Source organism: Streptomyces sp. B21-083 (genome assembly GCF_036898825.1).
Lineage (GTDB): Bacteria > Actinomycetota > Actinomycetes > Streptomycetales > Streptomycetaceae > Streptomyces.
Map to the genome: position 1 here is coordinate 22,916 of NZ_JARUND010000002.1, position 19,506 is coordinate 42,421.

General features: G+C 68.5%; 21 protein-coding genes and 1 pseudogene. 8 read left to right on the forward strand and 14 right to left on the reverse strand.

Annotation, left to right across the window (positions count from 1 at the left end; genetic code table 11):
- Nucleotides 1-203: 203 nt before the first annotated feature.
- The 4 genes from QA861_RS24435 (at nt 204) to QA861_RS24450 (ending at nt 3,960) form a co-directional block, all read left to right on the forward strand.
- Nucleotides 204-1,142, forward strand: coding sequence for an ABC-three component system protein (locus tag QA861_RS24435; protein ID WP_334590718.1), 939 nt, complete (start codon nt 204-206; stop codon nt 1,140-1,142).
- Nucleotides 1,139-1,405: an ABC-three component system middle component 6 gene (locus QA861_RS24440; RefSeq protein WP_334590719.1), complete on the forward strand. Its 267-nt coding sequence runs from the start codon at nt 1,139-1,141 to the stop codon at nt 1,403-1,405. Before QA861_RS24435 ends, QA861_RS24440 begins: the two co-directional genes overlap by 4 nt.
- Nucleotides 1,383-3,134, forward strand: a complete 1,752-nt coding sequence (locus QA861_RS24445) for an ABC-three component system protein (RefSeq protein WP_334590720.1) — start codon at nt 1,383-1,385, stop codon at nt 3,132-3,134. Before QA861_RS24440 ends, QA861_RS24445 begins: the two co-directional genes overlap by 23 nt.
- 340 nt (nt 3,135-3,474) lie before the next feature.
- Nucleotides 3,475-3,960: a hypothetical protein gene (locus QA861_RS24450; protein WP_334590721.1), complete on the forward strand. Its 486-nt coding sequence runs from the start codon at nt 3,475-3,477 to the stop codon at nt 3,958-3,960.
- On the opposite strand, the gene QA861_RS24455 is transcribed toward QA861_RS24450, so the two are convergent.
- Both QA861_RS24455 and QA861_RS24460 read right to left on the reverse strand, forming a co-directional pair.
- Nucleotides 3,946-4,443 carry an HAD domain-containing protein gene (locus tag QA861_RS24455; protein ID WP_334586171.1) on the reverse strand — a complete coding sequence of 166 codons (498 nt, stop codon included), beginning with the start codon at nt 4,441-4,443 and terminating at the stop codon, nt 3,946-3,948. The two genes, QA861_RS24450 and QA861_RS24455, sit on opposite strands and share 15 nt — an antisense overlap.
- On the reverse strand, nt 4,440-5,693 hold the full coding sequence (locus tag QA861_RS24460) for an IS256 family transposase (protein ID WP_334586172.1): 1,254 nt from the start codon (nt 5,691-5,693) through the stop codon (nt 4,440-4,442). The genes QA861_RS24455 and QA861_RS24460 overlap by 4 nt, the downstream gene beginning before the upstream one ends.
- 222 nt (nt 5,694-5,915) lie before the next feature.
- On the opposite strand from QA861_RS24460, the gene QA861_RS24465 reads away from it, so the two are divergent.
- Nucleotides 5,916-6,539 carry a hypothetical protein gene (locus QA861_RS24465; RefSeq protein WP_334590722.1) on the forward strand — a complete coding sequence of 208 codons (624 nt, stop codon included), beginning with the start codon at nt 5,916-5,918 and terminating at the stop codon, nt 6,537-6,539.
- Nucleotides 6,540-6,548: 9 nt separating this feature from the next.
- On the opposite strand, the gene QA861_RS24470 is transcribed toward QA861_RS24465, so the two are convergent.
- On the reverse strand, nt 6,549-6,821 hold the full coding sequence (locus QA861_RS24470; RefSeq protein ID WP_334590723.1) for a hypothetical protein: 273 nt from the start codon (nt 6,819-6,821) through the stop codon (nt 6,549-6,551).
- 89 nt (nt 6,822-6,910) lie between these two features.
- The gene (locus tag QA861_RS24475) at nt 6,911-8,275 is read right to left on the reverse strand and encodes a replication-relaxation family protein (protein ID WP_334590725.1); all 1,365 of its coding nucleotides are present in this window, start codon (nt 8,273-8,275) and stop codon (nt 6,911-6,913) included.
- A gap of 834 nt (nt 8,276-9,109) precedes the next feature.
- Here QA861_RS24475 and QA861_RS24480 point away from each other — a divergent pair.
- The gene (locus QA861_RS24480) at nt 9,110-9,553 is read left to right on the forward strand and encodes a hypothetical protein (RefSeq protein ID WP_334590726.1); all 444 of its coding nucleotides are present in this window, start codon (nt 9,110-9,112) and stop codon (nt 9,551-9,553) included.
- Nucleotides 9,554-9,909: 356 nt separating this feature from the next.
- On the opposite strand, the gene QA861_RS24485 is transcribed toward QA861_RS24480, so the two are convergent.
- The 3 genes from QA861_RS24485 to QA861_RS24495 are packed head-to-tail and all read right to left on the reverse strand — an operon-like array spanning nt 9,910 to nt 11,872.
- Nucleotides 9,910-10,239 carry a hypothetical protein gene (locus tag QA861_RS24485; RefSeq protein ID WP_334590727.1) on the reverse strand — a complete coding sequence of 110 codons (330 nt, stop codon included), beginning with the start codon at nt 10,237-10,239 and terminating at the stop codon, nt 9,910-9,912.
- Entirely contained in the window at nt 10,149-11,621 is a 1,473-nt protein-coding gene (gene mobF / locus QA861_RS24490) for a MobF family relaxase (protein ID WP_334594828.1), read from the reverse strand. Before mobF ends, QA861_RS24485 begins: the two co-directional genes overlap by 91 nt.
- Nucleotides 11,546-11,872, reverse strand: coding sequence for a hypothetical protein (locus tag QA861_RS24495; protein ID WP_334590728.1), 327 nt, complete (start codon nt 11,870-11,872; stop codon nt 11,546-11,548). The genes mobF and QA861_RS24495 overlap by 76 nt, the downstream gene beginning before the upstream one ends.
- 374 nt (nt 11,873-12,246) lie before the next feature.
- Between QA861_RS24495 and QA861_RS24500 the strand changes: the two genes are divergently transcribed.
- Nucleotides 12,247-12,729: a hypothetical protein gene (locus QA861_RS24500; protein ID WP_334590729.1), complete on the forward strand. Its 483-nt coding sequence runs from the start codon at nt 12,247-12,249 to the stop codon at nt 12,727-12,729.
- Here the strand turns inward: QA861_RS24500 and QA861_RS24505 are convergent.
- From QA861_RS24505 to QA861_RS24525, 5 genes are all read right to left on the reverse strand, one after another.
- Nucleotides 12,721-13,553 (reverse strand): IS5 family transposase gene (locus QA861_RS24505; protein WP_443041574.1). Its coding sequence is split into 2 segments (ribosomal slippage): nt 12,721-13,196 and nt 13,196-13,553, totalling 834 coding nucleotides; the frame shifts between segments, so codons are not numbered across the junction. The genes QA861_RS24500 and QA861_RS24505 overlap by 9 nt on opposite strands.
- 54 nt (nt 13,554-13,607) lie before the next feature.
- Nucleotides 13,608-14,294 carry a ribonuclease FAU-1 family protein gene (locus QA861_RS24510; protein WP_334590731.1) on the reverse strand — a complete coding sequence of 229 codons (687 nt, stop codon included), beginning with the start codon at nt 14,292-14,294 and terminating at the stop codon, nt 13,608-13,610.
- 118 nt (nt 14,295-14,412) lie between these two features.
- Entirely contained in the window at nt 14,413-15,420 is a 1,008-nt protein-coding gene (locus tag QA861_RS24515; protein ID WP_334590732.1) for a DUF6207 family protein, read from the reverse strand.
- A complete protein-coding gene (locus QA861_RS24520; protein WP_334590733.1) occupies nt 15,417-16,322 on the reverse strand; it encodes an RNA polymerase sigma factor in 906 nt (301 codons plus the stop codon). The genes QA861_RS24515 and QA861_RS24520 overlap by 4 nt, the downstream gene beginning before the upstream one ends.
- On the reverse strand, nt 16,319-16,543 hold the full coding sequence (locus tag QA861_RS24525) for a hypothetical protein (RefSeq protein ID WP_334590734.1): 225 nt from the start codon (nt 16,541-16,543) through the stop codon (nt 16,319-16,321). The genes QA861_RS24520 and QA861_RS24525 overlap by 4 nt, the downstream gene beginning before the upstream one ends.
- A gap of 605 nt (nt 16,544-17,148) precedes the next feature.
- On the opposite strand from QA861_RS24525, the gene QA861_RS24530 reads away from it, so the two are divergent.
- Entirely contained in the window at nt 17,149-17,517 is a 369-nt protein-coding gene (locus tag QA861_RS24530) for a hypothetical protein (protein WP_334590735.1), read from the forward strand.
- A 392-nt stretch (nt 17,518-17,909) separates the two neighbouring features.
- Here the strand turns inward: QA861_RS24530 and QA861_RS24535 are convergent, their stop codons facing one another.
- Together QA861_RS24535 and QA861_RS24540 are read right to left on the reverse strand one after the other, a co-directional pair.
- Nucleotides 17,910-18,515: a hypothetical protein gene (locus QA861_RS24535; protein WP_334590736.1), complete on the reverse strand. Its 606-nt coding sequence runs from the start codon at nt 18,513-18,515 to the stop codon at nt 17,910-17,912.
- Nucleotides 18,516-18,959: 444 nt separating this feature from the next.
- A pseudogene (locus tag QA861_RS24540) lies at nt 18,960-19,462 on the reverse strand (lamin tail domain-containing protein).
- Nucleotides 19,463-19,506: the final 44 nt, after the last annotated feature.

Genomic DNA, 19,506 nt, shown 5'->3' on the forward strand with positions numbered 1-19,506 from the left:
CGAAATGGCCGACCCTGCAGATGGCGTTCGATGGTGCTGCGCCGGGTCAGGCGCGATCAGGGGCTGTCGCCGCCCCAGTCCCAGCGGGCCGGGTCGCCGGGGTGCGGGTCGTACATCGCCCAGCCGCCGGCGCCGAACTGCTCCTCAAGGGTGTATTCGAGTGATCACTTGGCGCTACCCTGCTGAGGAGCGCAGGGGGGCGTATGCAGTACGAGCAAAGAATGTACGCAAGGCTGAAGTTCTTGGAGCTGATGGCCGAGCTGAATGAGACTTCGTTCGAGACCTTCTTCCATGACCTGATGTGTGCGCGCTACCCGGAGTTCCTGGACGTACGAACCCACGGGCGGTTGGGTGATCAGGGCTCCGACGGTCTGATGCTGCACGAGCGCAAGCTGTACGCCTGTTACGCGCCCCAGACGGTGAATGCGACAGAGATCAAAAAGAAGATCAATTCGGATATCGCCAAGGCCCTGACGAAGCGGCGCGGGCAGTTCGACACGTTCGTCTTCGTGCACAACGACCGCCGGGGCATGCATCCGGAGATCGCAACGGTCCTGTCCGAGGCAGAGCGTGTTCATCGACCGTTGCGGTTCCAGCAGATGGGCACGCGCAGACTGTGGCACGAGTGCCTGCAACTCGAGCTCGCACTGGCCGAGGACGTTCTGCGCTGCCAGATCCCGATCCAGCCGGTCGTCCACGGCATCGGCAGGGAGGACCTTGCTCCGCTGCTCAAGCACCTGCGTGAACAGCGCAAGGCAGCAGATCCTTTGATGCCGCTGCCCGAGGTCGACCCGGGGAAGCTGGACTTCAACCGTGTGCAGGGGGAGGCACGCGAAGATCTGCTGCGCGGTATGCGGCACAGTCACCTGGTCGATGAGTTCTACGCGGGCACGATCCGGGCGGTTGAGCATGATGAGGTGGCTCAGGGGTTCCGGCTGTACTACGAGCAGGTCCGGCGGGAGTGGCCGGACCCCGAGGACGTGCTGTGGCAGCTGGAGATGTACGTGCTGGGCAACGGCAGCGTGCCCCCTCGCATGCAACGAGCGGCCTGGGTGATTCTCGCGCACTTCTTCGAGCGCTGCGACGTCTTCGAAGCGCCGCCGGCGGACTGGACACCTTCCGGGCTGGGGATGCTCGCGTGATCACTCCGACGAAGGGCATCGCGCCGGACAGGTGCCTGTTGGCGGTCGGTGCGCAGGTCCTGCTGCAGCTGGATGAGCCGCGGTCGGTCAGCCAGGCTTGGGCGCGGCTGAGGAAGTGGCGGGCTGAACATGGTCATCACGCACCGGTATCGTTCGGCTGGTTCGTGCTGGCCTTGGACGTGCTGTACAGCATGGGCGCGGTCGAACTGCGTCGGGACGTCCTAGTTGCGAGGAGTGTCAATGCTGTGGCGCTTGAGCGCTGACGATCGCCGGTTCAAGACCGCATCATTTACGGCGGGAATGAACCTCATCGTCGCCGACCGGACGCAGTCTTCCTCCGACACCGACAGCCGTAACAGCGCTGGCAAGTCCAGCTTGGTCGAGCTGATCCACTTCCTGCTCGGGGCCCGGGTCACCAAGACGTCGCTGACGTCGAAGAAAGCGCTGCGTGAGATCACGTTCAGCCTCGAGATGACGTGGCCGGATGCCGGGCCGTTGCAGGTATGGCGCACCGGCAGCCGGCCCAATGTCGTGCATATCGAGCCGGACGTGAGCGGCGGTGATGACCGCCAGCATGCGATGTTCGACTTCGGCGGGCCGGTCGAGCTGGGTGTGGAGGACTGGACTCGGCTGATCGAGCGGGACCTGTTCCATCTGCGGGAGGATCATCCGGGTGTCAGCGGGCGCACCATGCTGTCGTTTTTGGCCCGTCGTGCCTCCTCGCACGGGTTCAATGAGGCCACCCGCACCTTCGCCCGCCAAGCGGAAGCCGATGCCACCACGAACCTCGCCTATCTGCTGGGGCTGGACTGGCAGCTGGCCAATGGCTATCGCGAGCTAGCCGCCCGCAAGGCCACCCGCACCCAGCTGCGCAAGGCCGTCAATGACCCTGTCTGGGGTCGCATCGTCGGGACCACCGCCGACCTGCGCGGCCAGATCACCCTGGCTCAGGCCCAGGTTGACCGGCTTCAGGCGCAGATCGCGGACTTCCAGGTCGTCCCCGAGTACGAACGGGTCAAGGAACAGGCCGACGACGTCGCCCGACAGATCAAGCAGCTCGCCCAGAACGACGTCATCGACCGCGACAACCTGGAAGAACTCCAGCAAGCCATCACTGAAGCCAGCGACGTCGATACCGGCTACCTGCGGCCCGTCTACGAAGAACTCGGAGTCGTCCTCAGCGACCAGGTACGCCGCCGCTTCGACGAAGTGCAGACCTTCCATCACTCTGTCGTCCGCAACCGCAGGCGCTTCCTCGACGCTGAGATCGCCGAACTCACCGACCGCCTCGAAGGCCGCCGCGCCGAACGCGCCCGCCTGGGTGAGGAACAATCCCGCCTGCTGCGCATCCTCAACGACGGCGGCGCCCTCGAAGCCCTCACGGCCTTGCAGCAGGCCCTGGCCCGCGAGCAAGCCACGCTAGAAGCACTGCGCCACCGTTACGACGCCGCCCAAACTCTGGAAGCCAGCGCACGCCAGATCACCGCCCAGCGGCTGCAGCTACAGCAAGCCGTCACCACCGACCTCGACGAACGCGCCGAACAGACCGCTGAGGCAACCCTGCTGTTCTCCCAGTATGCCCAACGCCTCTACGGACAGGGCCGCGAGGCCTACCTAGCCATCGAAGCCGGCCCAAACAGCCTCCAGATCCGCCCCCACATCCACAGCGACGACAGCCGCGGCATCAGCAGCATGGTCATCTTCTGCTTCGACCTGACCCTCGCCGTCCTCGCCCACCGCCACGGCCGCGGCCCCGACTTCCTCATCCACGACAGCCACCTCTTCGACGGCGTCGACGACCGCCAACTCGCCGCCGCCCTCAAACTCGCCGCCGACGTCACCCGTGAAGAAGATCTGCAGTACATCGCCACCTTCAACAGCGACGACCTCGATAAGGCGACCCGCCGCGGCTTCGACCCCGCCCCCTATGTACGGCAGCCTCACCTGACCGATCGCCTCAACGACGGCGGCCTCTTCGGATTCCGCTTCTGACCGCGTCCACTGCCGCAGGGTCTCGACACCCGCGTAGGGGCGGCGTCAGCAGTTGCCGCTGGGGCGCGGGGCGTACATCGCCCGGCCGCCGGCACCGAACAGCCCCAGGTGCAGGTGCGTCTGGAGGCAGACAGTGTCGAGCTCGTCCTGTACCTAGCCGGGTGATGTGGAGCAGCCGGTTTCCAGACCAACCCGAAAAATTGGAGCCTCGGGGAGATGAATCATGAGTAATGGGGAGGGCCTCTGGGTGGGAGGCCATCAGGTCAGTCGGCTACGCGACGGGTGGGGCCCCCCCGAGCTGGTGGCTGCTTTCACGGACGACATGTTGCACATGCGGCCCGTGACAGCTCGTGAGGTGTACGGCCCTGACGCTGATGACGTCGATGAGTTCGTCGAGTGCTCCCTCCGCGGGGCAGGTCCCGTGGTCTCGGAACGGCTGAGCTTGCTGGGCTATACCGAACAGGCCACGGTCGAATTTCTCGATGCGATGCTTGACGATGAGCGCTCCCTGTCGGGGCTGGGGCCGCTTCTTCAGGGTCAGCCAGACCCTCGGGAGGAAAAGCGCTCCTACTTGGCCGGTTACACCGCACTGGACTGGATCAAGGACCTCGGAGCTAAAGCATCCAACCCGCCTTCCCGTGAGATCGGCGGGGCCTCCTGGCTGCTCCACATGCTTGAGTACTCCGAGCCGGGATTCGCTCTCAAAGCCGCCCTCCTGGGGCTTCCCGACGCGGAAGTGGTACTCATCCTGGACGGGAACCAGGTCGACGACGGAGCAATTGTCAAATCCTGTGGATCACCGCGAAGAGCCTCAATCCAGCCGTAGCCATTGACCAAGGACTGCGAAGTCCTGGTCGGTGAGGCCGCGGGACGACGCAATGCGATGGAGGAGGGCTGGTGCCGGGTGGCGGGTGGACACCCAGTCCCGATCGGCGTCGGTGATCTCGTCGTCGACCCAGGCGAACGGGCGTCCGTCCGCCCATGCCACGAGGGTTCGGGTCTTCCAGTGGAGCCCGAACCACTGGTCTTCTCGTTCGTGGGCGGCGGAGGGCTCCGGCCAGTTCACGACCGGCAGTTGGGGCAGGCCGAGCCGCGGTGCCAGCTCGATATTCGCCTCCTCTTCCCAGGTCGTGGCCCAGACCAGGTCGCACGGCAGCGCCGCGAGCCGCGGCCCGGCCTGTGGGACGAGCCGCGCCAGGTGCGTGTCCGATGCGGTGCCCGCCGGCTCGCGCTGCGGGCCATCGCCGAACGGCAGGAGCGGCCCGTCGACGTCCAAGAAGAGCAGTGGACGGTTCCCGTGCGCGGTCATGCTGCGCTCACCTCGGGGCGCTCGACGAGGTAGCCGTTCTGGAACGTGGCGCCGTTGCGGACGAGGGCGACGAGGTGGGGTGCGGTGATCGCGCGCCAGCGTGCCTGGGCGGACTCGGCGAGCTTGAACACCATGGCCAGGGCGGCAGCGGGGCTGCCGGCGCCGCGGGTGACCCGGGTCCTCAACTTGACGGTGCTGAAGGTGGATTCGATCGGGTTCGTCGTCCTGAGGTGCACCCAGTGTTCGGCGGGGAAGTCGTAGAACGCCAGGAGTTCATCGGTCTCGTCGCTGACCTTCTTCACCGCTTTCGGCCACTTCGCGCCGTAGGTGCGCTCGAACTCCTTGACGGCCTTCTGGGCGTGGTCGCGGTCTTCGGCGTTGTAGATCTCCTGCAGTGCCTTCTTAGCGCCGGGCTGGGCCGACTTCGGCAGGGCGTTGACCACGTTGCGGGTTTTGTGAACCCAGCACCTTTGGTGCCTGGCCTGCGGAAACACCTCCGCCAGAGCCCGCCACAGGCCCATCGCGCCGTCACCGACCACGAGCTCGGGATCCCGCATGCCGCGCCGTCGGCAATCACGCAGCAGGTCGGCCCAGGACTCGGTGGACTCGCGCAATCCTTCAGCGAGCGCGATGAGTTCCTTGCGGCCGTCGGTGCGCACGCCCATGAGGACCAGGACGCAGGAGCGGGCCTGGCCGAGGCGGACCTTGGGGTGGACGCCGTCGGCCCACACGTACACGTAGTCGGATTCCGACAGGTCCCGGTCCTGGAAGGCAGCATGGTCGTCGCTCCACTGCTTGGTCAGACGGGTCACGGTGGCCGGCGAGAGCCCGGCCGAGCTGCCGAGGAACTGCTCGAGTGCGGGAACGAAGTCGCCGGAGGACAGTCCGTGCAGGTAGAGCAGGGGAAGGACCTCGCTGATCTTCGGGGACTTGCGGCACCAGGGGGCCAGGATCTGCGACGAGAACCGCTTGCGTTCGCCCGTCTCGGCATCGACGCGCTTGTCGTTCACGCGCGGTGCCTTGACCGGGATCGGCCCGGCGGCCGTGGTCACGGTGCGCTCGGCGTGGTGGCCGTTGCGGACCACCAGACGTCGGCCGGTCTCGTCGCGCTGGTCAGCCAACTCGGCTATGTACTGGTTGACTTCGGCCTCCAGGGCCGCGGCGAGCATCCGCCGGGCGCCCTCGCGGACTATGTTGTCCATCAGGGAGCCGGTCTCGGTGGTTCCGTCGTTGTTGACTACGCTGAGCACGGGCGTGCCTTCCCGACCCGCGCGCCAACGCGGGCCTACTCGATGACCAGAAGTCGATCACTCGGGAAGGTACGCCCTCCGCGTTGTGCGAGGCATCCCTCCCGAGGTCGATCCACAGGTCTTGAGCATTGCTCCGACGACGTAGCCGATGACCCTGATCTCCGGCACCTGTGCTCCGCCGCAGCAGAGGCCGTGCACGCACAGTCTGCCGCGCATGCCCCCATGGTCGTTCTCACTGAAGGGCATAGTGACGTAGCGATCCTCGAGCCGGCGTTGCGCCTGCTGTACCCGCACCTCACAGACCTTGTGCGGTTCATGGACTACAACAACAACCCACGCGGAGGCGCGGGCTCGTTGGTCACCACCGCACGTGCGTTCGCTGCGGCAGGCATCGCCAACCCCGTCGTTGCACTGTTCGACAATGACACCGGCGCCCAGGAAGCCCTCCGGCCTCTGGCCCAAAGCTCCCTACCGAGCAACATCAAGATTTTGCGCTGTCCACCCCTTGAGCTTGCGAAGTCATACCCGACGCTTGGGCCACCGACAGCCGAGGCACCAACGGGCCGCATATCGATCGCGGACGTCAACGGACTAGCAGGGTCGATCGAGCTCTACCTCGGCCGGGACGTCCTGTCGCTTCCTGACGGTAGTCTCCGGCCCGTCCAATGGCGCAGCTACAGCGAAGGCAGCAAGCAGTACCAAGGCGAAATCACCGATAAGAAAGCCGTTCAGCAGGCATATCAGGAGAAGTTGGCACGAGCTCAAGCAGACCCTTCTGTCATCGTCAGCCAAGACTGGACTGGCATACGCGCCATCCTGAACATGGTCATCCATGCCTTCGATTGAGTCACACGGTCAGGGGCTGTCGCCGCTCCAGTCCCAGCGGGCCGGGTCGCCGGGGCGCGGGTCGTACAGCGCCCGCCCGCCGGGGCCGAACTGTCCGAGTTCGGTCTGGAGGGAGACACCGTCGTCGATCTCCTCCGGCCTCCAGCCGGTGATGTCGAGCAGCAGGCCGTCCAGTGGCCCGCCAACGAGTTCGGCGTAGTCCCGGTCCGGCTTCGGGCCGGGGTGGTCGTGGTCGGCGCCGTAGACCCGGCGGCGTAGCAGCTGCTCGTCATCGCGCTCCATCCGTTCAGCCTTGCAGCCGCCACCGACAACGGGGGTTTGCCTAGGCGGTCCTGGGCAAGCCCCGCGCTGCCAGGGGTGGCTTGCCCGGGTCAGCTGCGCCAGCGTCCGAGCCAACCGCCGGCCTTCGAGGCCTGCGCCTCCTCCTCCTGGCGCTCCTGCTCCTGGCGCTCGCGTTCGGCCTGTTCCGCCTGCCGCTCCGCCTCGAGCGCCCGAGACTTGCAGTCGTCACACAGGTGCGGGTGGCTGTCCCCGCGGCCCCAGTCGACCGCGATGCTGGCCTTCCACCGGTCGTCGGTGAACTTGGTCCCGCAGTCGGCGCACACCGGACGCTGCGCCTCACGTTCGGCTGCTTCCTGCGCGAGACGGCGCCGCCCTTCTTCGGCGCGGCGGGCGAGGGCGGCGTCCCGGCGGGGGTTGGCGATCGCGTCGAAGAGGTTCTGCCGGTCCTCGCGGCCGAAGCGCCAGAACGCGGGCCCGGCCGGGCCGTGTTCGCGCAGCAGGTCCAGCGTGGTCGCCACGATCGGCATCTTCCCCTGGTAGAGGTGGAAGCCGTCGGCCCCCTGGCCCTGCCAGTGCTCGCGGGTGAGGGCGGCGACCTTCTTCATCTGCTGCAGCGTGGGCCGCTTGCCGACCTGGTGGAAGACGAGCAGGACCGGCGGGTGCGTCGCGTCGCCCCGCTGGGGGGCGGGGGCTGACCAGCGGGTGCGCCACATCGGCTTGTCCTGGCCGTCGGTGTCCTTGGCCTTGCGGTGGAAGTGGCGCATGTACTTGTCGAACTTCGCCGCTATCTTCGCGGCGTCCTCGGTGCAGTTGTCGGCCTCGATGAACAACAGCGGCAGCCCCACCTCGGGGGCGGTGAGGATGATGTCGGCCCACGCACTTCCCACGCCGGGGTTCTTCCACGTGCCCGTCGCCGGGAGGGCGACCTCGGTGGCGTAGGAGGTGATGCTGCCGATCCCGTCGGGCGCGCCGATCCACGCCTGGGCGGCCGCGATGGCTTCGGCCGGCTCACCGGCCACCAGGTCAAGGTCAGGCTTCGGACGGATCATCGCGATGACCGTCTCGTTGACCGTCATCGCATGCGAAGCCCCCGAGCTGCCCGCGCTCTTGGGCATGCCGCCCATCTCCTCCGGCCCCCGGTCCAACTGGAGTCCGGCAGCGGCCAGCCCGTCCTTGGTGAGCAGGCGCACCTCCTCTCCCCCTCGGGTGCGGCCGCCGTCGACGGACAGGCCGTGCCTGCGCAGATCGTTGAGCGCGCCACGGTGGGAGGCGGTGCGCGCCTCCTTCCGTACGGCCGGTGTCTTCTTGAGTGTGTGCCGGTAGGTCAGGTGCGGTGAGGACAGGCGCTGGATCTGGTCCGCCGTCACGGCCTTGAGCACCCCGAGCACGCGCAGCGCATCGTCGCGGTGTCCCGTCGTCGATCCCGCCTCGTTCGTCTTGCGTTTGCCCGCCATCAGCCCCGCTCTCCCGTCGTCCGCGTCCGGCCACCGGCCGGGCGTCGGCCCCGCCCGGCCGCAGAGGGCACCAGGCGCGCCCTGAACCCGATGATCGCCTCCACCACTGACACCCCACCCCTACCTATTTCCCAGGGCTTGGTCAGTGAGAGGAGGAGAGAAGAGGGTTGTGACGACGCGCCACAGTCCCGAAAAGCCGTGGTGGCCTGGGGAAATACGGGCAGCGCTCGTGCCGGGCACGGAAGTGGGTACGGCAGTGGGATCGCAAGCGCCGGCGGCAGGAGACCACGGCGGCTTGCCCGGCCCACCAGCCCTCCCGGCGCGGGGCGCGCGCCTCTCCGGTCGGCGGCGCGGTCAGGGTACGGCGGGCACCGGTGTTCGGTCATCATCGGCGGTCTCTCCCTTGTGCGTTGGCGTCCTCCACCGGCCCTGTGACGGCCGGTGGCGCACCCGCGCGAGGGGAGAAAGCCGCCCCGATGGCTCGGTGGCCGCTGCATGCCCCTCCTGCGGGCGCGTCGCGGCCATCGTGGACACCCACCCCTTGTCCGCGACCTGACGGCGGCCGGTAGCGAACTCGGTCTAGGAGAAACGCCCGCTCCTGGCGGGCCGCGCCGAATCGGACAAGGGGTCATCGTCGGCCCGACCATGACCCGACAAGGGGGCCGTGGTCGGGCCGGCCACACTCGACAAGGGGGCCCGCTTCAACCCATGCGGCACCAGTTCGCCCCAGTTTGGAGACGGGGAGAAATCTCCGGACTTTATCCACAGGTCAGCACGCCGACCATGCGAGAACGACGCCGTGAGTCGCGCGGCGGCCATCGTGAGGAGAGCTTGATGCCGTACCTGATCCCGTCCCGTACACCGCTGACGCCCGAGCAGGTGGAGCGGGGCTTCGACTACCTCCTGACGCTGCAGATGGGTGGCGGGTCCGCTGTCGCCGGGCGGGCGGAAGCGGACCCGGAGCTGGCGTTCATCCTGCTGCGGCTCGCCGAAGACATCGTCTGGCCCGTCACGACCCTGGACGCAGAGGCAGACCCGTGCGCGGACTCCTTCGCACTGGACGAGGTCGGATGCGTGCTGCTGTCCTCGCTGCGGGACTGGGCGCGGGACTCCCCCACCACGGCGGCGTTGGGCATCGCCCGCAGCATCATCCGGTTCACGGCGAATGTCATCCCGGACCCCGACCATGCGGACACCGCCGACACCCTGGAGGCGATGCGTGACGAGCGCCTGGTGCTGGCCCACGCGGTGTACTCCGCACCAGGTGCGCACCGGTAGTCGCACCTGGTGCGGGTGGGTGCGCACCACGGGGCGCACCACCGCCCATCCGGTGCGCATCTACTCGGTGGGCGGTGCGCACCGGTGCTGCTGGCGGCGCGGGAGTGGTGCGCATCGGGTGGGGTCGACGCGGTGGAACAGGCCGGTTGAGGGCGGCGCGTTTCTCCTTGACCTGGGCCGTGGTCAAGGAGAAACGCGGCGGGTGCGCACCGGGTGGATGCACGGCATCGTCCCCGGCGATGTCGCGCACTCCCGCACGGTGTCGTCCACTCCGGCCGGTGGGCTCCACTCGGTGGAGTGGATGCCGGACATCGTCGGCGCGCATCACGGCATCGGGTGCGCGGCATCGGGTCCACTCAGTGGCCGGCCTCCCGGCCGTGGTGCGTTCCGGGCTCCTGCGGGCGGTGCGCCTGCTGGTCGTCCGGGCGCACCGGGTGCACTACGTCGGCGTCGTCCTGGTCGGTGTAGCGGTCCGCGCGGACGCGGGAGTCGTCGGCCGCCTTGGTGAACGCGTCCTGGAGGTGGCGCAGCCGGTCGGCCGTGAGATCGAGGGCTTCCACGTCCGTGCGGGACTCCCGCAAGGCCCGCAGCGCCGTCAGGTCGATCGCCTCCCGAGGTGCGGCCTCCGGCTCCCGGTCGTCGTGCTCGGAGTCGGCGGCCGGGGGCGCGAGCAGCTGCTCGGGCATCGCCGCCTGCTGGTGCGCGACGACGTCGTACGCCCGGCCCCGCACGACGGTGGTGGTGCGCAGCTTCTCCCGCACCACCGCACGGCGAGGACGGCCCGCTCGTACTGCAGCGGGAGGCGGGGTATCTCCCACTCCCCCGCGTCCTGGCCCGGGGGCCGGGGCGCAGCCGGCGCACCGGGATCGGCCGGGGGTTGCCGGTCCGGGCCGCGGACGGCAGTTGGTGGGTGGCGCCGGGCAGGGAGGTCGGACAGCGTCCACCGTGCGGTGTAGAGGCGGTAGTCCGACAGCAGGCCGATCGTGGTCTTCGGCTCGCTGATGTCCAAACAGTGAGTGGAGATGGCGGCAGCCACAATCTGGTCGTCCAGGCCGGGGTCGCGGCGGCGGCCGCGCAGGACGAGGGCGAGGTGACGTCGGGCTTCGGCAAGCAGGTGCCGGCGGTGAAAGCGGCCGCCGTCGTTCATCACGAACACCGTCGTGGTGACGTCGACGGCCGCCAGCGCTATGTCGACCACGGTGGCGACCCGGGCCCGGATCGCGGCAGCCGCGGCGCGGGCGTGCTCGAGGAGGGAGTTGATGATGTCAACGGCCACCCCGGAGGTGAGGATCGCGCTCGTCTTCCACCACGCGCGCAGCTGCGCGAGCGGCCGCGTCTTCTGCTTGGGCGGGCGGGTCTTGCGGGCGGCCATCTGGTTCAGCTTGGCGCGGGCCCGCTCGGAGACCACGGGCAGGAACTTCAGCTCGCCGTCGTCGTCGACGGCGGTGACGTACTCGTGCTCCAGGTCCTCGAGGCAGGCGGCGATCTGGTCGCTGCGCCGGGCGGTCCAGCGGATCAGCTCGTGCGGCACCCCGGCAATCTCCATCACCGGCCGGCGCCCCGGGGTGACGGTGCGCGGCTCGGTCGCCAGCCCCAGCGCCTCGCAGACCTCAGCAGCCACGAGCTCGTTGTAGAGCGCGGAGGCGGCCACGGTGTTCTCGTGCAAAGCCAGGGTGTGGATCGAACCCCACTTCCCGTCCAGGCGCTGCCCCTTCACGGACAGCAACAGATGATCATGGAGCAGCGGCATCCCCGACCGTGCTTCGTAGTGGCGGAAGCGAGCGGCGACCAGACCACCGGGCGGCCGCACCCGGTAGATGCCGTCCTTGCCGTACCGGATCACCGCCACCTCGTCCTCGATCCACTCCAGCACCCGCTCGATCGCCCGCTCGTGCGCGGCCTCGATCACCCGCCGGGTCTCCTCATCCCCCAGCGCCCACAACAGGTAGACCGTCGGCTGCGGCCGGAACACGAAGTCGACACCGGTCACCGTCACCCGGCGACCGAGGGCGCCGGCCTTGAACGCCTTCTTCGGAGAGTCGCCCTTGGCCAGCCGGTCGGCCTCGATCCGGTCCGCGTACGGTGCCGGCCCCGCTCACCGAACAGGTTCCGCAACTGCTCCTCGGTGACCTCCTGCCCCGGCGTCAGCCCGAGCACGGCCAAGCCGCGGCCCATCCCACGCCCGGCCGGGACACCAGCTTGCTCCTGGGCGGCGCGCAGCGGCGTGCGCGCCGGGCGGCGACCGTCACCGACAACGGTCTCGCGCAAGAAGTAGCGGTACATCTGACCGGCCCGGACGACCTTGATATCTGCTGTCATGCAGACCACGCCACACGGCCCTGACCTGCAAGAAAAGGCCGATCAGCGGCACGTCCCGCCAGGCGGGAGCAGCGGACCAACTTTCTTCTCAGGTGCCCGTCACGCGGGAAGCGGCCCCGGGCCGGAAGCAAATGTCATCGCTCTCCGGCAGCCCTCACATCGACCACCACCGCCACCTCACGAGCCGAACGACACCAACGCACCACCGCAGAGCACCGCCTCTACGTCCTCTCCGGCAACCTTCAGTTCAGGGCGGCTGCCCGCCGTGAGTGATCTGCGAGAAAGATGGGGGTCCGGTCCGGGGTCGCCCTCACCTTCGGTAAGGCGTCGTTTCTTTTGGTGGTTCTCGGGCCGAGCTGTGCAGGGATACTGCTGTGGTGCTGTTGACGTGGATCGCTGAGGTGGCGGCCGAGCCGCTGGTGCTGGAGCCGGCTGACCGGCGGGTGGAGTGGGAGACCAACACCTGGTCGCTGGGTGCGGCGGACGAGGACAGGAGTTCGTTGTCCGTCGCCGAGGTGGTGGCTGCCTTCGAGCGGACTGCTGCTGCCATCCGGGAACGCGTTCACGATCTGGGCTTTTCCGGGGTGGTGACGTTCTACGTGTGGCACGACGAACAGGCCGGGCAGCTTTGGTGCTCGACCGGTTCTGTGCCCCCGGATGCGCTGCCGTTCGGCGGTACCTATGTGGCTTCCGACGACCTCGGTCCGATCATCGAGGGATTTCTGGCTGACAGCGAGCCAGGCTTCATCGCCTGGTCGGACCTGGACGACGTGCAGAGCCTCTCGGAGAAGACCGAGACTGAGCCGGAGATCATGCCCTTCGGTGTCTGGGCCAGCAGTGTCGGAGCCTCACGCTGAAGGGTCCTGCCCGTCCACACGGACGAGTCGGCGGTGGCAGATGAGGGCTGCGGCTATGCCGGCGAAGGCGAGGAAGTGTTCTGCCTTGCGTTCGTAGCGGCGGTGGAGTCGGCGGCAGCCGGCGAGCCAGGACACGGTCCTCTCAACAACCCATCGGTGGCGGCCGAGCCGCTGTGAGGACTCGATCCCTTTGCGGGCGATGCGGTGGCGGATGCCGCGCTTGCGGAGCCATCGGCGCAGGTGGTCGTAGTCGTAGCCCTTGTCGGCGTGCAGTCTCGCCGGTCGTCGCCGTCGTGGGCCGCGGCGGGAGCGGATCGGCGGGATGCCCCGCACGAGCGGTTCAAGGCCCTGGCTGTCATGCATGTTCGCACCGGAGATACCCAGCGACAGAGGCAGTCCGTTCCGGTCGGTGATCAGATGGATCTTCGATCCCAACTTGCCGCGATCGGTCGGATTCGGTCCCGTAAGTGGCCCCCTTTTGCCGCCCGCAGGCTGACCGAGTCGATCGCGCATCGCGACCAGTCCAGCTCACCTCGGGCGCCGAGCTCGTCGAGGACAACGCGATGGAGCCGACCCCAGACCCGGGCCCGGCTCCACTGGGCGAACCGCCGGTACACCGTCTGCCAGCTCGGACCGAACACCGGCGGAAGCTGCCGCCAGGTGCAGCCCGAGGTCGCCACAAAGATGATCGCCGCCAAGGCCTCGCGATCACCCGCACGACGCCGGCCCCCACCTTGCGGACGTATCACCTCCGTCGGCGGTACCACCCGCCGGAACAGCACCCACAACTCGTCCGGCACCAGCCGCCCAACCAGATCCGTCATGCACCGTTCAACGAACGATCAAGCCATAAGAAACGCCGTCTAAAAGCAACTGGTTCAGCCGCCTGCGGGGCATCCTTCAGTCGCGGCCGGAACGGGCTGCGGCAGACACGGGAGAGGCCAGGCCGGATCCCACCGCCAGGACGCCCACCCGGCGGCGTTCGTGAACGGACCAGAGCGTTCCTCGATGAGTGCGAGGATCCGGGCGCGGGCGTCGTCCACGGCCCGGTGCTCGGTGTCGGTGATGATGCCGAGCCGTCGCACGTGGGCGTACTCGTCCTCGTCCTTCCACTGCCACCGGCTCAGGCCGGGGTCGACAACCAGGTCCACGGCGAGATCGAAGGTGTCGAACCCCTCGGCAGTCCGGACCATGGGACGCTCGAAGTTCACGTACCAGTTCCGCAGCCGGCGCCCGCCGTCGGCGGGAACGAAGAAAGCGTTGACGCTGAACCACACACCGGGTGGCTTCCACAGCAGCAACTCGGTCTCCTGCCACCGGCCGTCCGTAAGCTCCCACTCCCCCGCCGCCATCGCATCGAACGCCTCCTTACGCACCGGACGGTCGTCGTCGGCACGGGCCTTGGCATACGGGGCTGGCCAACGCGCCTCCGCCCCCGGCGCACACGCAGTCACCAGAGCCTCCCCCGTGTCGGCAACGACACGCAGCGCCTGCTCACTCCACACCCGCCCACCGCGGTACACGTCACGCCGCACGACCGTCTGTCCCACTTCGAAACCCCGCACCGCTCCTCCTCCGCCCCCACCAAAACACCCGTCACCTCAGCCCTGCCCAGCACCTGGGCAAACTGCCGGGAGGGAGAGCCTGCCCACCGGCAAAGCGACTTTCGACGCGCGAACGAGGTCATCTCTGATCCTGTGCGGTGCGGGGGTGGGATGCCTGGAGCGCCTCGGTGAGGGGCCGCCGGTCGAGGTAGTAGGACAGCCGCACGCCGGGCCGGTCCGCTTCTCTCGCGCGGGCCGTGCGCAGGGTGGCCCTCTCCCAGCAGGCGGCGACGGCTTCACGGAACGCTGACGCGGATTCGTCGTCAGCGGCCGCGACCTCCACCAGGACCCGATCCGGTTCCTCCGCATGCTCTTCGTCCGGCCGGTCGTATGTGTCGGTGTCTGTGGTGGGGCGGTTGGGAAGAGCGCGGGTCTGCTGCCGTCCGCGGTACGGATGCGGAGAGGTGGCGGCGAGGAGGATCTCGAGGTGGTCGGCGAAGTACGGCCCCGGGAGCGGAATCTCGTATTCGGGGTGGCGGTCGTAGCCGGCGGTGACGGCGGCGGCGACGTAGTCCATGACGGCGAGGGTGGCATCGGTGTGCGCGCGGCGGGTGGCAGGGGTGAGGTGCTGGAGGATGCGCAGGAAGGTGGGGACGCTGTCGTCGATGCCGTTTCTGTGGACGAGGTCGGCGTCGTCGTCGGCAAGGTCGGTCTGGTCGTGCCAGAGGGCAGCAGCGTGGCGGTCGCCGAGGGCGCGGTGGTGGAGGTAGAGGCAGTAGGAGGCGGCGCTGTCGCCGGCGCCGGCGGCGTACTGCCACCAGAAGCGGGCGCCGTCTTCAGCGTCGGTGAGCTGCAGGAGGCAGCCCAGGAGCCAGGCGCCGCGGGGGGCGGGCAGCTGGTCGGTGATGAAGTCGGCGAGCTGTCCGGCGAGTTGCCCGGGCGAGGAGTGGCTGACGGCCACTTCGCACAGCGACCGCAGGTGCGCGGCTGCGGTTTCGTCCGCCAGGTCGTGTCCGAGGTCCTCCCTCAAAAGGGCATCGATCACGGGGACGGGGTAGGCGGTGTCGTTGTAGGCGACGGTGTCCTGCGGGATCTGGGGGTCTTTCAGGAGCAGGGAGCGGGCGAGGAGATCGTCGATGGCTTTCATTTCGGGGTGGTCACTCCCGGCTCGTCGTGGCGAAGGTGGATGGTCTCCAGGGCCCCTCGGGCGTGGTGGTCGTAGGCGTGGACGCGGGCCGGGGGCAGGCCGGTGATGGTGGGGACGGCAGCGTTGTCGATGCCGCACAGGTGGCGCAGGACGATGATGTCGAGCTGGTCCGGGGGCAGTTGGCCGACTGCGTCGAAGAAGGTGGCCAGTTCGCTGACTTCGGCGAAGCGGGCCGCGAGGTCGCCGATGCGGCTCTGAGCGACGGTGGAGAACGCCGCCGGCCGCAGGTCGGGGTATCCGTTGGCGTGGTGGGCGCGGAGCATGACGCGTGAGCGCAGCAGGCGCCAGGCGTGGCGGCGTACGTCGGAGCTCGCGACGGCTTCGTCCCAGCCGAGCCAGAGGATGTCGCAGGTTTCCGCGACGACCCAGTGGGCTCGCCGTTCGTTGTGGAGTAAGGCGCGGGCGTAGGCGGTGTAGGGCTCGCGCATGGCCTCGGTGAAGGCGCGGTGGGCCACGGGCGGCTGTTCCTGCTGGAGGGACTGGACTTCGTGTATGCGTTCCTCGATCCACTCCTGGTCCTTTTCCGCTTCACGGGCAGCCGCGGTCCACAGCCGGCGCAGCGGCCAGACGGGGAGGTCCAGGGCGCGGACCACGCTGTAGGTGATCTCCCAGCCGGGGTAGTACTCCATGCCGCGCAGGAGGGTGGAGATGCGGGTCTTGGAGTATCCGGTGAGGCTGACGAGGTCGTCGAGGGTGAGACGGGAGGCGGTCAGGCGGCTGCGGACCGGCTTCAGCCAGGCCCGGTGGCAGACGCCTGCCTCGTCCGAGATCTCTCCCGGTTTACGGCCCCGCCTGCTGGGCTCGTCGGCTTCTGGCTGTTCCGGTACGGACGGTGGCCTCATCGCAGCGGTTCCTCCGGCCCGGCCGCGGCCGGCGCAGAATCCGCAGCGCCGGTGCGCCGCGTCTCCATACCGGTGAAGGCGGCGGTGATCTGCTGAACGAGCAGTCCGAGTGAGGGCAGCAGCGCGGCTACGGCCGCGAGCTGGCCCAGCACGGTCATCACCGTGCTCCATGCGAGGACCGCCGCCAGTACAGCAACGATCCACACCTGCTTCCTGGACATCGCACCATTCCCCTGCACTTGAGTGTCTGAAAGGGGCCCTCCGCAGCGGTGCTGAAGCGCCGCGGAAGGCTGGACGCCAGCATGGTGGACCAACCCCCCGCCACTCAACGTGATCATGGGGTTACGGAACAATGCCGCCGGTAGCCCCAGCCGCATCCCGCGCCCAATACGCCATGACACTCCCCCCGTGAGATCAAAACAGGCTCCACCGAACGCTTTTGGCGGCGAAAACGTACATCTCCTTGCGACGCTCCGGGCAGGGCGCACCATGGAAGACGGACGCCTTCCCCGGGCGTCGGACCTTCCCGTCTGGAAGGCCGCGCCGTCCCCTCGTGCTGAAGAACGACCGGAGGGGACCGCACCGCTCCCGCCCAGCCATGTGCTGGGCGGGAGTTACTCCCATGCGCCCGCGCGGCGGGCCGACGCGGTTGGGGGTAGTGCGGACGGAGGCATGCGGCTTTCGACGCTCGGCACGCACCGCTGACCACGTTCCGGACGGCCCGCGCGAGGCCGTATCCCGTCCGCAGGTGGTGGGCAGCAGCAAAGTGGTTACCGCGGCAGCCACCGCCCCGTTAGTCTCGCCGCACCGAGACCGAGGAGGACCGGTGCTTGAGGGTGTGCTTGTCGCCGAGAGTCTGCGCATCGGAGCCGAGCTGAGCGGGATCCCGCTTCAGATCACCAAGATCTCGCGGATCGAAATGACCACCGCGTCCGCTGACCAGCCACGACAATGGACCCTTCTGGACTTCACCGCTCCGGAAGCCGACGCCGAACGCCTTGCCCAGCACATGGCCACCTGCCTTGCTCCAGCGGGCGGTTGGTACGTCGATTTCCACACCGCCGACGAGACGTTTGTGGTCTTCGCCGGAAAAACCTTCCGATACCCACGCGGACAAGCCGAAGGCCGCCAAGCAGCACAGGCACACGGGCGCTCGATCGGAGTCCCTGAACCGCAGCTGGACTGGCAAGTCTGACGGGACCATCTGCTGTCCGAACCGCAGGATCGCGGACGCGCGCCACCACGCGAGCAGTTACGGAAGCGGGAGCACCTTCTTCCTTGCCGGGCGGGTGTGTTGCGCGCCACCATGCCAGACCGTGGCGAGCTCGTTCGCCGGGCAGCCTCCCGGCCGACTGGACGGGCTTCCAGCGCCATACTCAGGCAGTCCGCGAGGAGCTGGTACCGCAGAACGAAGCTGAGGTCCTGGAACTGGGCGGGCTCAGGCACCTCCCGGTGCGAGGGAGGACGCCTTTCCCTTCGCCCCCGGGCCGGGGAGCGCGGCAGTCGGTGTGCGGGAAGGCATCCACCGTCCCACCGAGATGAACGAGGCGTTGGTCGAGTTCCTCACCGGGCTCAGAGGCTGACCGCTCAGTTCGCCGGTTCGACCTGTTGGTCGACCTGGCAGTAGTCGACTGAAGCCAGGAAACGCTGACCGAGCTTCACCTCGGTGTTCGCCTTGCCCTTCGTCGGCACGGTGACCATGCCGGACCGGGTCCTGATGAGCAAAGTGCCCTCGGCGTCGTAGAAGGTGACCCAGGCCTGGAAGTCGGCCCTGCGCCTGTTCGGGTTCGCGATCTCGACCGTCGCGTACGGGGTGGACGCGGTCGCACAGCTGACCAGCTTCGCCGTGCCGGCCTTCAGCGCCGAGCCGGAACCCGTGCTCGAGGAGGAGGGCGTTGAGCGATAGCCGGGGCGCTGGGTGTAACCGCTCCCGCCGCCGCTGGTGTTGCTGCCGCTGCCGTACGTGGAGTCGTCGTCATCGGAGCGGTACGAGCCCGACGAACCGCTCCCCGAAGTCGATCCCGAACTCGTCGACGAGCCGCCGTGGTTCTGGCTGGAGCTGCTGCAACCCCCACCACCGCTGCCCTTGCTGCTTCTGCCGTGGCCGTGCCGCCCCGACGAGAAACCGGTCAAAGCGAGTACGACCAGAGCCAGTACCGCCGTGAGCTTGAGTGCGCTCCCCCGAGAATCCATACGATCACTCTAGTCAAGGGGCCCGGCGCTCCCTCAGCGCAGGACGACCGCCGCACCGCTGTCGTCGGAGCCGGGGCCGAAGAGGTGGGGCCAACTGGGCCAGGAGGCCGGCCGGGCGGGGAGCGCGGGCCGTGGCCTAGCAGTCCGGACCGGACGCCGCGGAGGCATCGCCCGCACCGTCATCTGCCCTCGCCAAAGAGATCCTCCCCGAAGACCACAAGGGTCGTCGTCGACATCCTGCACCAGCTGAATGCCGTCGCCTTGAGCCAGGCGTTGGAGAGGGCATCCGGCGCCATTGCCTTCGGCCTGAAGACGGAACGGATCGGGCACCTCCCTGACGGGGAGGTGCCCGATCCGTTGCCTGGTGCCGGATGTCGGCGGCGCGCCGGATCCTTGCGGGCCCGACGCGTCTCCGTCTCTCACGTGCGTGGGTGGGTGGCAGGCTCAGGCGCGGCGGCGGGCGTCGCCCCGGTGGTCGCGGTCGTGGTCGCGGCCCCAGGACTCGTCGTCGATGAAGCGGCCGTGGTCGTTGCGCAGGGTCGCGGTGTCCCGGTCGTTGTTCCACACGTAGTTGCGGCGGTCCTGGTAGAGGTCGGTGCGGGTGTCGCGGCCCTCACCGGTGTGGATACGGACCGTGGCGCGGCCGGCCAGGCGGTAGTGGTCGAAGGTGTAGGTGGGCCGGCCTCGTCCTCGAGGGTCCAGTCGCCGAGGTTGATCGTGTTGCGGGTGGTGTTGGTGAGTTCCACCCACTCCTTGTTCAGCGACTTGTTGGAGCGGTCGTCGCGTCCCGGGGAGTCGTACTGGACGGCGGAGATCTCCACCTTCGGGTGCTGCGGACGCGCGTGCCCGGCAGCGGATGCCGGCAGCGCCGCCACCGAGACGAGAGCGCCGGCCTCGAGCGCGGCCGGGGCCAGACGACGGGCGGTGGCAGAAGCAGAAGCGGACAAGAAGTCCCCCAAGGTGCAGGCACTCCTCCCCCGACGGCCTTCAC

Bases quoted from the DNA above. Each gene is read 5' to 3' on its own strand.
- QA861_RS24435 (WP_334590718.1), top strand. From the start codon at position 204: ATGCAGTACGAGCAAAGAATGTACGCAAGGCTGAAGTTCTTGGAGCTG.
- QA861_RS24445 (WP_334590720.1), top strand. From the start codon at position 1,383: ATGCTGTGGCGCTTGAGCGCTGACGATCGCCGGTTCAAGACCGCATCA.
- QA861_RS24455 (WP_334586171.1), bottom strand. From the start codon at position 4,443: ATGACCGCGCACGGGAACCGTCCACTGCTCTTCTTGGACGTCGACGGG.
- QA861_RS24465 (WP_334590722.1), top strand. From the start codon at position 5,916: ATGGTCGTTCTCACTGAAGGGCATAGTGACGTAGCGATCCTCGAGCCG.
- QA861_RS24470 (WP_334590723.1), bottom strand. From the start codon at position 6,821: ATGGAGCGCGATGACGAGCAGCTGCTACGCCGCCGGGTCTACGGCGCC.
- QA861_RS24475 (WP_334590725.1), bottom strand. From the start codon at position 8,275: ATGGCGGGCAAACGCAAGACGAACGAGGCGGGATCGACGACGGGACAC.
- QA861_RS24480 (WP_334590726.1), top strand. From the start codon at position 9,110: ATGCCGTACCTGATCCCGTCCCGTACACCGCTGACGCCCGAGCAGGTG.
- QA861_RS24485 (WP_334590727.1), bottom strand. From the start codon at position 10,239: ATGCCCGAGCAGCTGCTCGCGCCCCCGGCCGCCGACTCCGAGCACGAC.
- QA861_RS24495 (WP_334590728.1), bottom strand. From the start codon at position 11,872: ATGACAGCAGATATCAAGGTCGTCCGGGCCGGTCAGATGTACCGCTAC.
- QA861_RS24515 (WP_334590732.1), bottom strand. From the start codon at position 15,420: ATGAAAGCCATCGACGATCTCCTCGCCCGCTCCCTGCTCCTGAAAGAC.
- QA861_RS24520 (WP_334590733.1), bottom strand. From the start codon at position 16,322: ATGAGGCCACCGTCCGTACCGGAACAGCCAGAAGCCGACGAGCCCAGC.
- QA861_RS24525 (WP_334590734.1), bottom strand. From the start codon at position 16,543: ATGTCCAGGAAGCAGGTGTGGATCGTTGCTGTACTGGCGGCGGTCCTC.
- QA861_RS24535 (WP_334590736.1), bottom strand. From the start codon at position 18,515: ATGGATTCTCGGGGGAGCGCACTCAAGCTCACGGCGGTACTGGCTCTG.